The sequence below is a fragment of the Bradyrhizobium australafricanum genome (genome assembly GCF_020329495.1).
Classification (GTDB): Bacteria; Pseudomonadota; Alphaproteobacteria; order Rhizobiales; family Xanthobacteraceae; genus Bradyrhizobium; species Bradyrhizobium australafricanum.
The window spans coordinates 137,454-152,377 of sequence record NZ_JAGKJL010000011.1; the positions used below are offsets into that span (position 1 = coordinate 137,454).

At 64.5% G+C, this 14,924-nt stretch carries 14 protein-coding genes; 4 read left to right on the plus strand and 10 right to left on the minus strand.

The genetic code is table 11. The features are described 5' to 3' along the window. Window positions 1-5 precede the first annotated feature (5 nt). Both J6525_RS12805 and J6525_RS12810 read left to right on the plus strand, forming a co-directional pair. Window positions 6-728 (plus strand): AraC family transcriptional regulator, encoded by a 723-nt coding sequence (locus J6525_RS12805; RefSeq protein WP_225644792.1) that lies wholly within the window; start codon window positions 6-8, stop codon window positions 726-728. Window positions 729-800: 72 nt separating this feature from the next. Beyond that, window positions 801-1,565, plus strand: a complete 765-nt coding sequence (locus J6525_RS12810; RefSeq protein ID WP_225644794.1) for a sulfite exporter TauE/SafE family protein — start codon at window positions 801-803, stop codon at window positions 1,563-1,565. A 41-nt stretch (window positions 1,566-1,606) separates the two neighbouring features. Here J6525_RS12810 and J6525_RS12815 read toward each other — a convergent pair whose 3' ends face one another. From J6525_RS12815 to J6525_RS12855, 9 genes are all read right to left on the minus strand, one after another. Beyond that, on the minus strand, window positions 1,607-1,873 hold the full coding sequence (locus tag J6525_RS12815) for a hypothetical protein (protein ID WP_225644796.1): 267 nt from the start codon (window positions 1,871-1,873) through the stop codon (window positions 1,607-1,609). A gap of 1,534 nt (window positions 1,874-3,407) precedes the next feature. Next, window positions 3,408-4,895: an Asp-tRNA(Asn)/Glu-tRNA(Gln) amidotransferase subunit GatB gene (gatB, locus tag J6525_RS12820; RefSeq protein ID WP_016843985.1), complete on the minus strand. Its 1,488-nt coding sequence runs from the start codon at window positions 4,893-4,895 to the stop codon at window positions 3,408-3,410. A 118-nt stretch (window positions 4,896-5,013) separates the two neighbouring features. Then, window positions 5,014-6,375: a patatin-like phospholipase family protein gene (locus J6525_RS12825; RefSeq protein WP_225644798.1), complete on the minus strand. Its 1,362-nt coding sequence runs from the start codon at window positions 6,373-6,375 to the stop codon at window positions 5,014-5,016. A gap of 156 nt (window positions 6,376-6,531) precedes the next feature. Further along, the gene (locus tag J6525_RS12830; protein WP_225158888.1) at window positions 6,532-6,822 is read right to left on the minus strand and encodes a hypothetical protein; all 291 of its coding nucleotides are present in this window, start codon (window positions 6,820-6,822) and stop codon (window positions 6,532-6,534) included. Window positions 6,823-6,825: 3 nt separating this feature from the next. After that, window positions 6,826-8,301, minus strand: a complete 1,476-nt coding sequence (gatA, locus tag J6525_RS12835) for an Asp-tRNA(Asn)/Glu-tRNA(Gln) amidotransferase subunit GatA (protein WP_225644799.1) — start codon at window positions 8,299-8,301, stop codon at window positions 6,826-6,828. After that, the gene (locus J6525_RS12840) at window positions 8,298-8,540 is read right to left on the minus strand and encodes a hypothetical protein (protein WP_028333819.1); all 243 of its coding nucleotides are present in this window, start codon (window positions 8,538-8,540) and stop codon (window positions 8,298-8,300) included. Before J6525_RS12840 ends, gatA begins: the two co-directional genes overlap by 4 nt. A 78-nt stretch (window positions 8,541-8,618) precedes the next feature. Next, a complete protein-coding gene (gene gatC, locus J6525_RS12845) occupies window positions 8,619-8,906 on the minus strand; it encodes an Asp-tRNA(Asn)/Glu-tRNA(Gln) amidotransferase subunit GatC (RefSeq protein ID WP_225158886.1) in 288 nt (95 codons plus the stop codon). 363 nt (window positions 8,907-9,269) lie between these two features. Next, complete coding sequence (locus J6525_RS12850; RefSeq protein ID WP_225644801.1) at window positions 9,270-10,349, minus strand: NAD(P)H-dependent flavin oxidoreductase; 1,080 nt, start codon at window positions 10,347-10,349, stop codon at window positions 9,270-9,272. An 18-nt stretch (window positions 10,350-10,367) separates the two neighbouring features. Continuing rightward, on the minus strand, window positions 10,368-11,408 hold the full coding sequence (locus J6525_RS12855) for an NAD(P)H-dependent flavin oxidoreductase (RefSeq protein ID WP_225644803.1): 1,041 nt from the start codon (window positions 11,406-11,408) through the stop codon (window positions 10,368-10,370). Between the two features lie 58 nt (window positions 11,409-11,466). Here J6525_RS12855 and J6525_RS12860 point away from each other — a divergent pair, with 58 nt between their 5' ends. Continuing rightward, a complete protein-coding gene (locus J6525_RS12860) occupies window positions 11,467-12,357 on the plus strand; it encodes a LysR family transcriptional regulator (RefSeq protein ID WP_225644805.1) in 891 nt (296 codons plus the stop codon). Window positions 12,358-12,625: 268 nt separating this feature from the next. Here J6525_RS12860 and J6525_RS12865 read toward each other — a convergent pair whose 3' ends face one another. Beyond that, window positions 12,626-13,906, minus strand: coding sequence for a serine hydrolase domain-containing protein (locus J6525_RS12865; RefSeq protein WP_225644807.1), 1,281 nt, complete (start codon window positions 13,904-13,906; stop codon window positions 12,626-12,628). A gap of 533 nt (window positions 13,907-14,439) precedes the next feature. On the opposite strand from J6525_RS12865, the gene ruvX reads away from it, so the two are divergent. Continuing rightward, window positions 14,440-14,922 (plus strand): Holliday junction resolvase RuvX, encoded by a 483-nt coding sequence (gene ruvX / locus J6525_RS12870; protein ID WP_225644810.1) that lies wholly within the window; start codon window positions 14,440-14,442, stop codon window positions 14,920-14,922. Window positions 14,923-14,924 lie beyond the last annotated feature (2 nt).

A 14,924-nucleotide genomic window follows, 5' to 3' on the forward strand; every position in this document is an offset into this window, starting at 1 on the left:
CCTCTGTGATCACTCGCCTCGCCATGACCAATGCCTGGACTTATCGGCGAACCGACAGGGAAGACATCGTCGAGCTGGCATCGTGGCGCGGCGCCGGCTCGCTTGGCCTCAAGCCGCACTTCCATGACGAGAGCCAGATCGTGCTGGTGCTGTCGGGGTCGCGCGCCTTTCGCATCGGCGGCGCGACCGTCACCGTGCCTGCCGGCCATGCCGCGCTGATTCCAGCCGGAATGCTGCATGCGCCGATGACGATGTCGGACGAGGAAACGGTCTGCCTGAACGCCTACGTTCCTGCCGGCCGCGTCTGCTCATCGGTGCGGATCATCCGTTTCGGGCAGCGTTGGCGGAACCTCGACGAGATCTCGCCTGAGCACGTCAGCGAGATCGCCGACGACATCCTGTCGTGCGCGCCGTCCCACCCCGCCGGGTGCACCGATAGGACGAAGCTCGGCATCGCGCTGACCGAGAGCGTCGCGCCGATCGGCGCGATTGCCGCCGGCTTCGGGCGAAGCCGCGAAGGCTTCAGCCGCATGGTCAGCCGCGAGCTCGGCATCCCGCCGCATACCTTCCGCCTGCTGGCCCGCCTCAATCTTGCCCGGCAATTGCTGCGCGCCGGCGCGCCGATTGCGGCAGTCGCGGCCGATGCGGGCTTTTCCGACCAGAGCCACCTCACCCGGCTGTTTCGCCGCACCTTTGGCACGACGCCGGGCGTCTACTGGCGCGGCTGAAGTGACGTCACAGACGTTCCAGACCGATTGGCGCGCCGCCCGCTAGCCTGCTCACCCTAAAGAGGGTGAAGGATGAATACCCAGACAAGTCTTCTGCTGCTGGCGGCCGGGGTCGCCGGCGGCATCATCAATGCACTGGCGGGCGGCGCGACGCTCATCACCTTTCCGGCGATGCTCGCGGCGGGCCTGCCGGCCGTCATCGCCAACGCGTCGAATGCGGTGGCGATCTCGCCGGGCCATTTGATCGCCGCGCTCGCCGATCGCGGCAAGCTGCCGCCGCCGACGCGGCGCACGATCAGCTTCGTCGTGATCGCCACGGCGGGCGGCGCGGTCGGCGCCGGCGGGTTGTTGCAGCTTCCCGAGCGGCTGTTCCTGCTGCCGGTGCCGGCCTTGATCGCATTTGCAACGCTGTTGTTTGGCTTCGCGCCGCAGATCCAGGGATGGACCGTCGGGCGCGAGAAGGCCGCAGCGCTGCCCTCGACCGGCGCGAGCGGTGCTATCCTGGGATTGTCGTGCATCTATGGAGGCTTCTTCGGCGCCGGTCTCGGCGTCATCCTGACCGCGGTGCTGTCGATCACCGAGCCCAACGACATCAGGGCGATCAAGGCGTTGAAGAACCTGCTCGCGACCTGCGTGTCGCTCGCTGCCACATTGATCTTTATCTTGCAGGGGGCGGTGCGGTGGCAGGAGACCCTGGCGATGCTGCTCGGCGCCATGATCGGCGGCTATGCCGGCGGTTTCCTGATCCGGATCCTTCCCGGCCACATCGTCCGGCAGTTCGTCATCGTGGCCGGAGCGGTGATGACGGTGGTCTACGCGGCGCGATACTGGTTCTAGGTGGAGCGAGGGAGCCGAGGCTCCCATCGACATCGGTTGGCTTAGTGCGTCGTCATCCAGGCGCGGGCTTCACGCTGGGCGGCCGCGATCTCGACATCGGACATCTGCTCGGCGACTTCGCGGCGGTGCGCGATCGCGTCAGTACGTCCCTTGAGCGCCGCCAGGTTGAACCATTTGTGCGCCGCGACGAGGTTGACCACGCCGGAGCGACCGCTCGCCCAATACATGCCGCGTTCGAACAGCACGTCCTGGATCACCGTTGCGGCAACCGGGACAGCGCTTTCCTGATCGATGACCCCCTGAAACATTCTCATTCCCCTTTTTGTTGTTGGCCGCCCTCCCCCGAGCGCGGCCCCCGTCCACTGTTAAAACTACCCTGTCATTCCCGGGCTGATCTCTCGATCATGCCCCGCGCCGATCCTTGGGATCACCGCGTGCCGTTTGCCGGCTTGTTGGGATGATCATGGCCCATCAAATTTGAAGAGCGGTTTAAGTATCGCGATGAACGGGATGTAAATCGGCGTCGCCGAGGGCGCATCGAGGAATCGCAGAAGTGCCTGTGCCGCAGGCACTTCCTTGCATTCGTGAACGCCGGTTTACCCTGGTGTTTGGGACAACGATAACCATGGCGGACATTGGCCGCGGCGCCGGCGGGTCCCACCAGGCAATCAGTTTCGAAATTGACGGAGGGGCGGCGCGACCATGGACGAGCCGCGGAGCGGCGTGCGGTCGGGTGCACAAACAAAAGCAACGCGAGGCCGTCAGGCCCAGCGTCGATCCGGAACGGGGATGGATGGGGAAAGTGGCTGCCGGGCGCGGACTGCGCGGGCCGCCGGAACGAGGGGGTCGGCGAACACGTCAGGACCAGATTTCAGCTCGGCATTCTCGCCGGTGAAATTGCGGAACCAAGCGGGCTCCGCACCGAACGAAGAAATCTCTGTTTCTTCTGCCGGACCGGTTTTGGGAAGGTCGCCCTCTCCGAAATTCGATCCAGCCGTTTGACCTGATGTCTCGCCGACACCCTCTTTCGTCAGCCAGAGCCTTGGGGGTGGGATGTGCCTCTCAGCAGTCCGTCCGCTGGCTCTCGCGACGTGCCGGCGTCAAGCCGCCGGCAATCCTCTCGAGGCGAGAGGCTTACTTCTTCTTGGCGACCTTGCGGGTCTTCTTCGCAGTCTTCTTCACTGCGCTCTTCGCCTTCTTCGCCTTCTTCGCCTTCTTTGCCTTCTTAGCCATGTTGCCCTCCAGTATGTGAGATGGCTCTACTTCGCTGCGTGCACTCGGGAATCGATATGCACTACTTCCCGAATACACCAACAGACCGAAAAAAACAGTGTCCCGCTTAAGGAAGTGTTGACGCAGCGGTGGCAACGCGCACAGCGCGCGTCGCCGTTCAAATCGACGATGCAATCGCGCGACGATGCAAGAAGTGCAACAGCCGCCGACATCGGCATTTGTCAACGTTGCAGGAAACGCTTGTATTGCAGGCCTTTCTTGAATTCGCATTCGAGCGATCGACGCGCGACCGTCATTGCGTTGAGTCGCGAGCGACGACGAAAAGCGGCGCGTCGCCGACGCCGAGTCGTAATTTTTGGCAACGAAAAAATTTTCGTGGGTAAGACGGGTTTTGCCTCGTTTGAGGTCATCCGAACCGGATTTGCGAACGAATCGCGGCTTCGGCGATTCGGCGCCGATGGCGCCGGCGCGCCGCGAACGGAGGGTGTGAGGCAGGATCACGCCGCGTTCACGCGCGCGCGACGACGCCGGAGGTGACGGCAAGGAAGCATGCAAGGGAGCATGATCCGGTTGGATCATGCGCCAAGGACAACATCGTTGTCCTGTTGTTCAGATGCCGAGCTTCGACTTCAAGAGGTCGTTGACCGCCTGCGGGTTCGCCTTGCCGCCCGACGACTTCATCACCTGGCCGACGAACCAGCCGACCAGTTGCGGCTTCGCCTTCGCCTGCTCGACCTTGTCGGGATTGGCCGCGATGATGTCGTCGACCACCTTCTCGATCGCGCCGAGGTCGGTGACCTGCTTCATGCCGCGCGCCTCGACGAGCGCGCGCGGATCGCCGCCTTCCTGCCAGACGATCTCGAACAAGTCCTTGGCGATCTTGCCGGAAATCGTTCCCTCGCCGATCAGGTCGACGATCGCGGCGAGTTGCTCCGCCGACACCGGCGAGGCTGCGATCTCGACGCCTTCCTTGTTGAGACGACCGAACAATTCGTTGATCACCCAATTGGCGGCGAGCTTGCCGTCGCGCGCCTTGTCGGCAAGACCCGACAGCACCGTCTCGTAGAACTCCGCGCTCTCGCGCTCGGCGACCAGCACGCTCGCATCATAGGGCGACAGGCCGAAGCCCGTAATAAAACGGGACTTCTTCTCGTCCGGCAGTTCCGGCAGCTGCGCCTTGAGATCGTCGACGAAGGCCTGGCTGAACTCGAGCGGCAACAGATCGGGATCGGGGAAGTACCGGTAGTCGTGCGCCTCTTCCTTGGAGCGCATCGAGCGGGTCTCGCCCTTGTTCGGGTCGAACAGCCGGGTTTCCTGGTCGATCGAGCCGCCGTCCTCGATGATCTCGATCTGACGCCGCGCCTCGTACTCGATTGCCTGGCCGATGAAGTTGACCGAGTTCATGTTCTTGATTTCGCAGCGGGTGCCGAACGCGGTCTCGCCGTAACGGCGCACCGAGACGTTGACGTCGGCACGCAGATTGCCCTTCTCCATGTCGCCGTCGCAGGTGCCGAGGTAGCGCAGGATCGAGCGCAGCTTGGTGACATAGGCCTTGGCCTGCTCGGCGTCGCGGATGTCGGGCTTGGAGACGATCTCCATCAGCGCAACGCCGCAACGGTTGAGGTCGACATAGGACATCGTCGGCGACTGATCGTGCAGCAACTTGCCGGCGTCCTGCTCCAGGTGCAGCCGCTCGATCCCGATCGTGACGCTGCGGCCGCCGTCGAGCTCGAGCGACACCTCGCCCTCGCCCACGATCGGCGACTTGTACTGGCTGATCTGGTAGCCCTGCGGCGAGTCCGGATAGAAATAGTTCTTGCGGTCGAACACCGAGCGCAGGTTGATCTTCGCATTCAGCCCGAGACCGGTGCGCACCGCCTGGCGGACGCATTCCTCATTGATCACGGGCAACATGCCCGGCATCGCGGCATCGACCAGCGAGACATGGGAATTGGGCTCGCCGCCGAACGCGGTCGATGCGCCGGAGAACAGCTTCGCGTTCGAGGTGACCTGGGCATGGATCTCCATGCCGATCACGACCTCCCAATCGCCGGTGGCGCTCTTGATCAGTTTGTGCGGGGCGGCAGATGCGGTCATGGATCTCGGTTTCCGGATAAAAGGATATCTGGGATGGATTGGGCTTCGCGCAACCAATCGCGCCAGTCAAGCCGCCTTCCTGTCCTCTTGCGGCCCGCCGCCGTCGCCTGCGGCGGGATCAGAGCCCGCGCCGGAACTGCTGGTAGGCCTTGCTCGAGCGCAGCGCGTCGGCGCCGCCCGCGATCAGCTGGTCGACCTGCTCCGGCGGCAGCGACAACCGCGTCGGGATGGCATTCAGGATGCCGGCGCGGTCCGGTCCGAGCCGGTCGAAGCCGAGCCGCTCGACATAGATCGCGACGTCACCGCATTTCCAGCCTGCGCTGACGCCGAGCCGGCTGCGCTCCGCCGCCGACAGCCCGCAGCGCCAGCGCTTCAGCTTGCCGGACCAGTCCTCGGCAAGCGTCGTGAAGGCGGCGTAGCTGGAGCGCACGCTGGCATCGATCGCGGTGTCGGCGGCCGCGGACACCAGTTCGACGCCGCTCGGCCCTTCGAGCGTCTGCACGAAGTCGCCGGAGATGCCGCGGCCGGCGTCGACCACCAGGAACAGAATGCGCTTCAGCTTGGCCGCCTGCCGTTCGTTCAGCGGCTCGTAGGGACGCTGCGCGGCGAGCAAGCCGATGCTCAGCCCCGACAGGCCGTAATTGTCGACGAGGCCGCCATCGAGCAGCTTGACGTAGCGCATCGAGCCGTCGCGGTAATGTGCCTGGGCCTCGGCGTAGGCGCGCAGCAACGGCTGTGCGTTCGGATCGTTGCGCACCCGCTCGAGCCAGGCCGGCAGCGGCGCGGCGCAACCGCTAGGATAGGTTTGCAGCACGATCGGGGCGAACGCCAGCGGCACCGCGGCGGATGCCGCCACCGCTTCGGCGACACGATACGATCTGATGTCGCTGCACAAGGCATCGAACGACGTCTTGCCGAACACGAACGGCGTGCGGTTGTAGATATCAGACGCGTTGATCCAGACCCGCGGCCGGCGATCGTCGGCCAATGCGTCGAACCGCGCGCCGTCGAACAAATTCTGATCGAGCCAGTCGGTGAACTGGCTGTCGTTGACGCCGCCGCCGAGCGCGCGCCCGATATTGCCGAGCGAGATCCGGGTCTTCAGTCCCTCCTCGGCGTTGCGCAGCAGGAAGCGCTGGCGAAAATCGTCGAGCGCCGCGCGGCGCTTCAATCCGAAATAGGCGGCGGTGACCGATCCGCCGGAGACGCCGGAGACGAAGTCGACGCGGTCGAGCAGCGTCTTGGTGCCCGCCGCACTCGAACGCGTGTGGTCAAGCTCCTCCAGCACGCCGAAGGAAAACGCCGCCGCGCGGGTCCCGCCGCCGGAGAACGACAGCGCGAGCAGCAGATCATCTTCGTAGGCCGGAATGTCGCGAGCGCTGCTGTTGTCAGCGAGCGCGGCGCCGAGCGGCACATTGCCGGGCAGATTGTAGACGGAGGCGCAGCCGGCAAGGCCCGCCGCCACCACGGCCATCAGCATTGCTGACAGCCATCCCCCTATGCCCGACCCACGCACGAATACTCTCTTTTGCAGCTGGCCCCCGCCCGGTTCCACTAGCCTATCACGGCCAATCTGGGCGGCGGCATGGCGGCCGAAACAGGGTTAATGCTCGCGGTGCCTCCGCACCGGCGTCCTTTAGCCGCGCTGCGCCAGCAGCGCGGCTACGATCCGCTCCCACTCGGCCTCGAGCGTGTCCTTTGCGACCGGCTGGCCGGCCTGGCGATACCAGTAGCCGGCATTGCCGAGATCGCCCTCGACGCGATGCAGATGGGCATGCACCCAGGCCGAATTGGCGTCGCCCTCATCCTGCACGATGCGGTGCGCCTGGTCCCAATCGCCCTTCTTCGCCCACCACAACGCGGCGAGCGGCGGCGACAGCGCCGCATCGGGCGCGGTGTCAGCGAGACTGGCGCGGAAATCCGCCATCGCTCACCACCATCTAGGCGCCGTGAACCGGCCGGCCGCCTGCTCGATCACCTCGCCGAGCGAGAACAGCGTCTCTTCGTCGAACGGACGGCCGATCAACTGCAGGCCGAGCGGCAGACCTTGCGTGTCCTTGCCGGCGGGCACGGCGATGCCCGGCAGGCCCGCCATGTTCACGGTCACCGTGAAGATGTCGTTGAGATACATTTCGACCGGATCGGCGCCGCCCTTCTCGCCGATGCCGAACGCTGCCGACGGCGTCGCCGGCGTCAGGATCGCGTTGACACCCTTGGCGAAGCAGTCCTCGAAATCCTTCTTGATCAGCGTCCGCACCTTTTGCGCACGCAGATAATAGGCATCGTAGTAACCGGCCGACAGCACATAGGTGCCGATCAGCACGCGGCGGCGCACCTCGTCGCCAAAACCATCGGCGCGGGTGTTCTCGTACATCTCGATGATGTTCCTGCCCGGTTCGCGCAGCCCGTAGCGCACGCCGTCGTAGCGCGCGAGGTTCGACGAGGCCTCCGCCGGTGCCACGATGTAATAGGCAGGCAGTGCGTATTTGGTGTGCGGCAGCGACACCTCGACGAGCTCGGCGCCGGCGGCCTTCAGCCACTGCGCGCCCTCGCTCCAGAGCTTTTCGATCTCGGCCGGCATGCCGTCGAGCCGATATTCCCTAGGGATGCCGATCTTCATGCCCTTCACGGACTTGCCGATCGCGGCCTCGTAGTCCGGCACGGCGATGTCGACCGACGTGGTGTCCTTGGGATCGTGCCCCGCCATCGAGCGCATCAGGATCGCCGCATCGCGCGTCGAGCGCGCGATCGGGCCGGCCTGGTCGAGCGAGGATGCAAACGCGACGATGCCCCAGCGCGAGCAGCGGCCATAGGTCGGCTTGATGCCGACGGTTGCGGTGAACGCGGCGGGCTGGCGGATCGAGCCGCCGGTGTCGGTCGCGGTCGCGCCCATGCAGAGAGCAGCCGCCACCGCCGAAGCCGAGCCGCCGGACGAGCCGCCCGGCACCAGCGTGGTGTTGGAGCCCTCGCGCCGCCACGGGTTGGTGACCGGGCCGAAGCACGAGGTCTCGTTCGACGAGCCCATCGCGAATTCGTCATTGTTGAGTTTGCCGAGCAGCACTGCACCGTCGCGCCACAGCTGCGAGGTCACCGTCGACTCGTAGGGCGGAATGAAACTGCCGAGGATATTCGAGCACGCAGTGGTCCTGATGTCGCGGGTCGCGAACAGGTCCTTGATGCCGAGCGGGATGCCGGCGAGCGGTCCGCCCTCGCCTTTTGCAATTTTCGCGTCGGCGGCCTTGGCCATCTCACGGGCGCGGTCGGGCGTCTCGAGCACATAGGCATTGAGCACGCGCGCGGCTTCGATCGCGGCGAGATGTGCGTCGGTCAGCTCAACGGCGGTGAAAGACTTGCTCGCCAGGCCCTCGCGGGCCTCGGCGATCGTCAGCGATGTCAAATCAGTCATTTATTGATCGGGCTGCAGAAGAACGGAGACAGGGTCTTGTCGTTGGCGGGGTCGTCTTGGCGCGCCAGGTTATTTGCCTTGGCATTTTCCTTGGCGCGGGCGGCGTCAAGCGCCTCGAGATGGTCGAGCACGGCGTCCATCGCCGCGTTGGGATCGGCGACCTTCCCCTTGCGCTCCATGGCATCGAGGAAGTCCATATAGGCCTTGTAGGCCTTCTCATCGTCGCACAGCAGACACATTGGACTTTGTCGCTTTTGTTTGACGCGTTTTCTTCACGCGAACCGGTATCCACTTCGCTCGAAAACGCGATGCTTGCGTTACTCGACCACCTTCGGCACCAGGAAGAAGTCGTTCACGGTGTCGGGCGCGTTGCGGACGATGACGTCGGCGATCTCGCCGTCATTGACCACGTCGGCGCGCTTCTTCATCTCCATCGGCGTCACCGAGGTCATCGGCTCGACGCCGTCGACATTCACTTCCGACAGCTGCTCCACAAAGGCCAGCATCGCGTTCAGCTCGCCCTGGAGATGGGGAACTTCGGCGTCGCTGACCGCGATCCGCGCCAGATGCGCGATGCGGCGGACGGTCGTGGCGTCTACGGACATTATATAGGGCCTCGGGGCTGAAAGGTCAGCCTGCCGTATAGCAGAGGCCGGTTTTGCGCCGCAACCGCGCGAATTTGCCCGCCCAACGGGGCTTTGCAGCCCATCCGGCGACCGGGCAAGACACCCTGCCACGGATTCCGGCTGCGAAACGCGCGACGAAACCAGTTCGCGGCCGCCGCGAAGTCGTCCCGAAACATTCACGGCGCCTACTCGACCCCAAACAGAAAAGTTCGGAGCGCGTCATGTCAATGCTCAACGGCAGCCCTCGCCCGGAGGGCTGGGACCCGGCCCTCTGGTCGATCGGCACGGCGCTGGGGGTCGCGATCCTCTACGTGGCCTGCCTGATCTGAACGAGGCCGCGCGTCAGGCCTGAGACAGAGCCGCCATCCGCGCCAGCGCGGCGCCGGCCAGCGCGCGGGTCAACTCGGCCGCCGGCATTTCCTTGCCCATCCGCACCGCCTGCCCGGCCCACAGATTGGTGAAATCGACCTTCCCCTGTTTTTCGGCAGCCGCCTTCAGCGGTCCGAGGGCGGTCGCTGCGTGCGGGAACGCCGGCGCGTCCGGCGAGATCGGCCCGACCTCGCGCATCACACGGTTGGCGACGCCGCGCGCCGGGCGGCCGGTCATCACATTGGTGATGACGGTGGATTCGTCGCTCGCCTGCGCCAGCGCGACGCGGGCCTGCGCCGTCACCTTGGACTCCGGGCAGCGCAGATAGGCCGAGCCGACCTGCACACCGGAGGCACCGAGCGCGAATGCCGCGGCGATCCCGCGCCCGTCGGCGATGCCGCCGGCCGCGACCACCGGCACTTTCACCGCATCCACCACCTGCGGCAGCAGCGAGAACGTCCCGGGCTGCTCGGCGATGTTGTCGGTCAGGAACATGGCGCGATGGCCGCCGGCGTCAGCGCCTTGCGCGATGATGACGTCGGCGCCGTTCTCCTCGAGCCAGATCGCCTCCTTCACCGTCGTCGCCGACGACATCACGGTGGCGCCGGTGGCTTTCACCCGCTGCAACAGATTTGGCTCCGGCAGGCCGAAATGGAAGCTGACGACCTCCGGCTTCAGCTCCTCGACCACGGCGCAGAACGCCGCGTCGAACGGCGCGCGGTTCGCTGCATTGATCGGCGCATTCGGATCGAGACCATGCTCGCGATAGTAGGGCGCCAGCCGTTGCCGCCAGTTCGCCTCGCGCGCCGGATCGGCGTCGACCGCCTTGTGGCAGAAGAAGTTGAGGTTGACCGGCGCAGAGACGCGCTGGCGGATGATGTTGACCTGCTCGCGCGCCTTCTCGGCCGACAGCATCGCACATGGCAGCGAGCCGAGCCCGCCCCCCTGCGCCACCGCAATCACCAGCTCCGCATCCATCACGCCGGCCATCGGCGCCAGCACGATCGGGAATTCGGTCTTGAAACGATCGATCAATCGACGGTCCGGCCACATGGTGTGTCTCACGCTTGTTCAGGTCAAAGAGGAAAGAGAGTTGCGCCGGCCCTGCAACGACTGCTCGGCCTCGGCGACGATGCGGCCGACGATCTCGGCCGCCGGAACGATATCATGGATCAGGCCGACGGACTCGCCGGCAAACACCGCGGCGACATCGAAATTGGCCGCGGCCTTGGCGGCAGCATACTCCACCGCGACCTCGTCGGCGCGCTGCATCAGCTCGATCTCGCGGCCGCTCCAGCGCCGCAGATGATCGTTGGCGAGCGAACGCGCGGTGAACGGCGCCGGCCACATCAGCTTGCGCGACCAGTCGAACACCACGCCGCGCACCGTCTCGCCGCTCCTTGCCGCACAGATCAACTGCTTGGCCTGCTCGGCCGCGTCGGCCTCCACGCTGGCGTAGAAGCGCGTTCCCATCAGCACGCCGGACGCGCCGAGCATCATCATCGCCGCGAGGCCACGCCCGTCCGCGATGCCGCCGGCCGCGACCACAGGCACGCGCCCCGCCGCGAAATCGATGATCGCCGGCACGATGTCGAGCGTGGTGCGCGATGCGCCGTGACCGCCCGCCTCCGTGCCCTGCGCGATCAGGATGTCGGCGCCGCAATCGAGCGCCTGCCGCGCCATCTCCTCGTTCTGCACCTGGCAGATCAGCAGCGCGCCTGCGGCCTTGATCTTCGGCGCGAACGGCGCGGGATCGCCGAATGACAGCATCACCGCGCGCGGCCGCGCATCCAGCGCGATGTCGATCAGCTCGGGCTGCCTGGCGAGACTCCAGGTGATGAAGCCGATGCCGAACGGCTTTGCAAAACCCTTCAGCTTCGCGGTCTCGGTCTCGAGCCGCGTCTTGTCGCCGTAGCCGCCGCCCAGAATGCCGAAGCCGCCGGCGGCGCTGACCGCCTTGACCAGCCCGCTGCCGGCAATCGTGTCCATCGGCGCGAGCAGGATCGGATGCTCTATGTCCAGACGTGCCGTCAATTCGGTGCTGATCGGCATGCGCTTGCTCCCTGTTCTGGACTTGCTGTTCTGGACTTGCAGCCTAAGCGGGCCTAACATTCTCGGATAATGAATACTAGAGAACGCTACCATCTCTAAATCAGAACGGTGGTCCCAGATGGAATTGACCGACCTGCTCACCTTTTCCACGGTCGCCCGGCTCGGCGGCATCACCCGGGCCGCCGACGAGCTGAACACCGTGCAGTCGAACGTCACCCAGCGCATCAAGGCGCTGGAGGCCGAGATCGGCACGCCGCTGTTCGAGCGCCACAGCCGCGGCATGTCGCTGACCGGTGCCGGCCGGCGCCTGTTGCCCTACGCGCAGCGCATGGCGGCGCTGTCGCGCGAAGCCGTGCTCGCCGCGCGCGACGATGGCGAGCCGAAGGGTCCACTGTCGATCGGCTCGATGGAAACCACCGCCGCGGTGCGGCTGCCGACGCTGCTCGCCGAGTTTCATCGCCGCTATCCCGCGGTGCGCCTGACCTTGCGCACCGCGCCGACCGCCGACCTCGTTGCCGCCGTGCTCGACGGCTCGCTCGACGGCGCCTTTGTTGCCGGTCCGATCGAGCATGCCGAACTGTCAGCGACATCAGCCTTCACCGAGGAACTGGTGTTGGTCACCGCGCAGCGCTGGAAATCGCTGGCCGCCTTGCGCGCCGGCACGCCGGAGTCGGGCCCGACCGCGCTGGTGTTCCGCACCGGCTGCACCTACCGGCAGCGTCTCGAACAGGTGTTTACCGAGTTCGGCTGGCCGTCGGCCGTCCGGTTCGAGTTCGGCACGCTCGACGGCATGGTCGGCTGCGTCGCCGCCGACATGGGCGTCACCCTGCTGCCGCGCGCCGTCGTCGAGCGCGACCATGTCCAGCGCGACATCAACATCCACAAGCTCAATCCGCAGCATGCGCATGTCGAGACGCTGTTCATCCAGCGCCGCACCGCGCATCAGTACAGCGCGTTGCAGGGGCTGGCCGCGTGCCTCGGTGGCGACGAGCGGGTGATCGCCGCCTGACCGGCGGGGCAATCACAATTGGGGGATCGGCACGATCAGTGTCTCCAAAAACTCGTCATGCCCGGGCTGATTCTAACCGAGGCAGACATCTGTTGACCGTGGCGATTTGCCGCTCGTTCCCCGACCGGTCTTCACACAAAACAGAACTACTGCAAGTCTCATTGAGGAGAGGATCCGTTGTCTCTGTGGACGAGCGCCTGGAAGGCGACGGGCGCCAGCCGCTCCGCTCGCAGCCGGCTGCGGTGGCGCGCTCTTGTTCGTTGGACCGCTAACTGATGTTTGCCTGCAGATGCCTTTCGACGATGCTTGGGATGTTCGTCGAGGCAATGGGTGAATTCACGAAGACAGCGATTAAAGTATCATTTGGCGCGAAGGTGACCGAACATTGTTGCGTTCGACTCATGCCATCTGACCAGTAACCGCTCTTCATGAAGCAGTCCTGTACGCCGTCCGAGAGCTGCCACTCCTTCGTGTCGTCAAGACCGAAGTTATAGCGAAGAGCTTGATGCGATGCGGACTTGCGAACAATCCCGTCACCGTCCCAATAAGCCGACATGATGTTAAGAATCTCATCGACAGAGAACCACCAGGCGTCGGTACCGGCACCTAACCAGGGGTCGGCCTTCCAGCCTGGCGCTCGAAGTGATGCGGAATAGGCTAGGCTGTCCTCGTCGGCGGGATGGATTTTTGCAGTGACGGAGGCGGGCCTCAGAATATTGCGGCTCACGTATTTGACGTAATCATCAACCGAGAGGGCGTCCCAAAGCGTATCATGTGCATCGGGGTCTTCTGGAACGCCAAACTCAGCATTAGGATCGATCATGCCTGACATGACTGCCATTGCGATCCGAAGACCGATGAAGTTGCCGTTATGATAACTCCACTGACCGAAATTTGCCGGATCGACGCCGCGTTCGACGTACTGTTTAAAATCATAATAAGTATAGCCGTCGTTTAGTCCTCCATATTGGATCTGGCGAAAGCCTGAAGTCATGGTGAGCAGATGGCGGAGGGTGATCTGCCGCGAGGTCGGAGCAACCCGAAAATGGCGTGGCAGAAAGTTTGTTATCGAGGTGTCGACATCGATACCCTTGTCGAGTAGGAGCTTCGTAACCGCCATCGACGTAACAAGCTTGCTGACGCTGGCCACGTGCATTTTGATAGTCGTGTCCCAGTTCTTTGCATCTGAGTCAGGCGAAATCCTTGCTGACCCGCCATTTAGGGTGAAGACAGTTTGTCCGCGGCGACGCACGCGCATAGAGTACCCGGCGACGCCTAAACCGCTCAGAGCCGCGCTCATGTCGGCCTCGAAATTGCTATCGTTGACGGCACGCCGAGTCTTCGGATCGGTGTTAGCTCCGACGATCGGGAAGTCTGGTTCTTTGACGTTTGGCGGAGTGCTGACAATCGTCGCTGTATCGAACGTATCGCGCGCATCTAGATATCGATCGATGCCTTCTGGCGTTAGATGATGCTTAGAGAGAAACTTTGAGGCTTGCGCTGATCGGAAGGTTTTCCTCAATTCAGAGGATTTGCGGTTCTCAATCATTTTCACTCCTGGAAAAATTATGTGCAAGGCTGCGATTGCTTCAGCACATGACTTGAACTCATCGCGATCGCAGATCTGGAGTCAATCGAAAGTCTACTGCCGGCGAGAAATCCGCCTGCTTGAGACGCGGCTCCGATGCGGTAATGAGTGTCGGCTTGATCAGCATGATGCTCTCCGTTCAAAATCAAAAATAAATAGCGCGCCGCGAAAGCCTTACGAATTCACGTCAATGAAACGACCGGCCGAAACGGGTCGATTGCTGCCCCCGGATCATAACTTGACGTAATATCGTAACAGAAATTCACGCGTATCATGTGACCTCCCTCACAAACTGAACCACAATCACAACGGAAGTTTGTCACAACACGAACGTTTTGGGTGTATGCGGCCAAGCCGGTTGATGTGACCGTGACCCGAGCCGGTCGCCGACTTACGCGGGCCGCCCGCTCCCCGCGCTGAGGCGTTTTCGCATGGACGCCACGGCAGTGCCGGGCTTTGCCTCGGCGCGCGGGTGCGTGCTAAGCGCTAGCGTCATGCCCGCCCCCATCCTTCCCCTGATCGAAGCTGCGCCGCACTGGCCCGAGCGCGGCGCGCTTGTTGGCCTCGACCTCGGCACCAAGACCATCGGGGTTGCCGCCTCCGATCCGGACCGGCGGCTGGCGACTGGCGTCGAGACCGTCCAGCGCAAGCAGTTCAAGGTCGACGCGGCACGGCTGCTCGCGATCGCCGCCGAACGCAACGCGGTCGGCTTCGTGCTCGGCCTGCCGATCAACATGGACGGCAGCGAAGGCCCGCGCGCGCAGTCGACCCGGGCGTTTGCGCGCAACCTCGCCGGCCTCACCGCGCTTGCGATCGGGCTGTGGGACGAGCGGCTCTCGACCGCGGCGGTCGAGCGCGAGCTGATCGGGATGGACGTCAGCCGCGCCCGGCGGGCCGAGGTGATCGACGAGCACGCCGCGATCTTCATCCTGCAGGGTGCGCTGGACCGGCTCGCGAAGCTGCGCGGAGAGCGCTGACC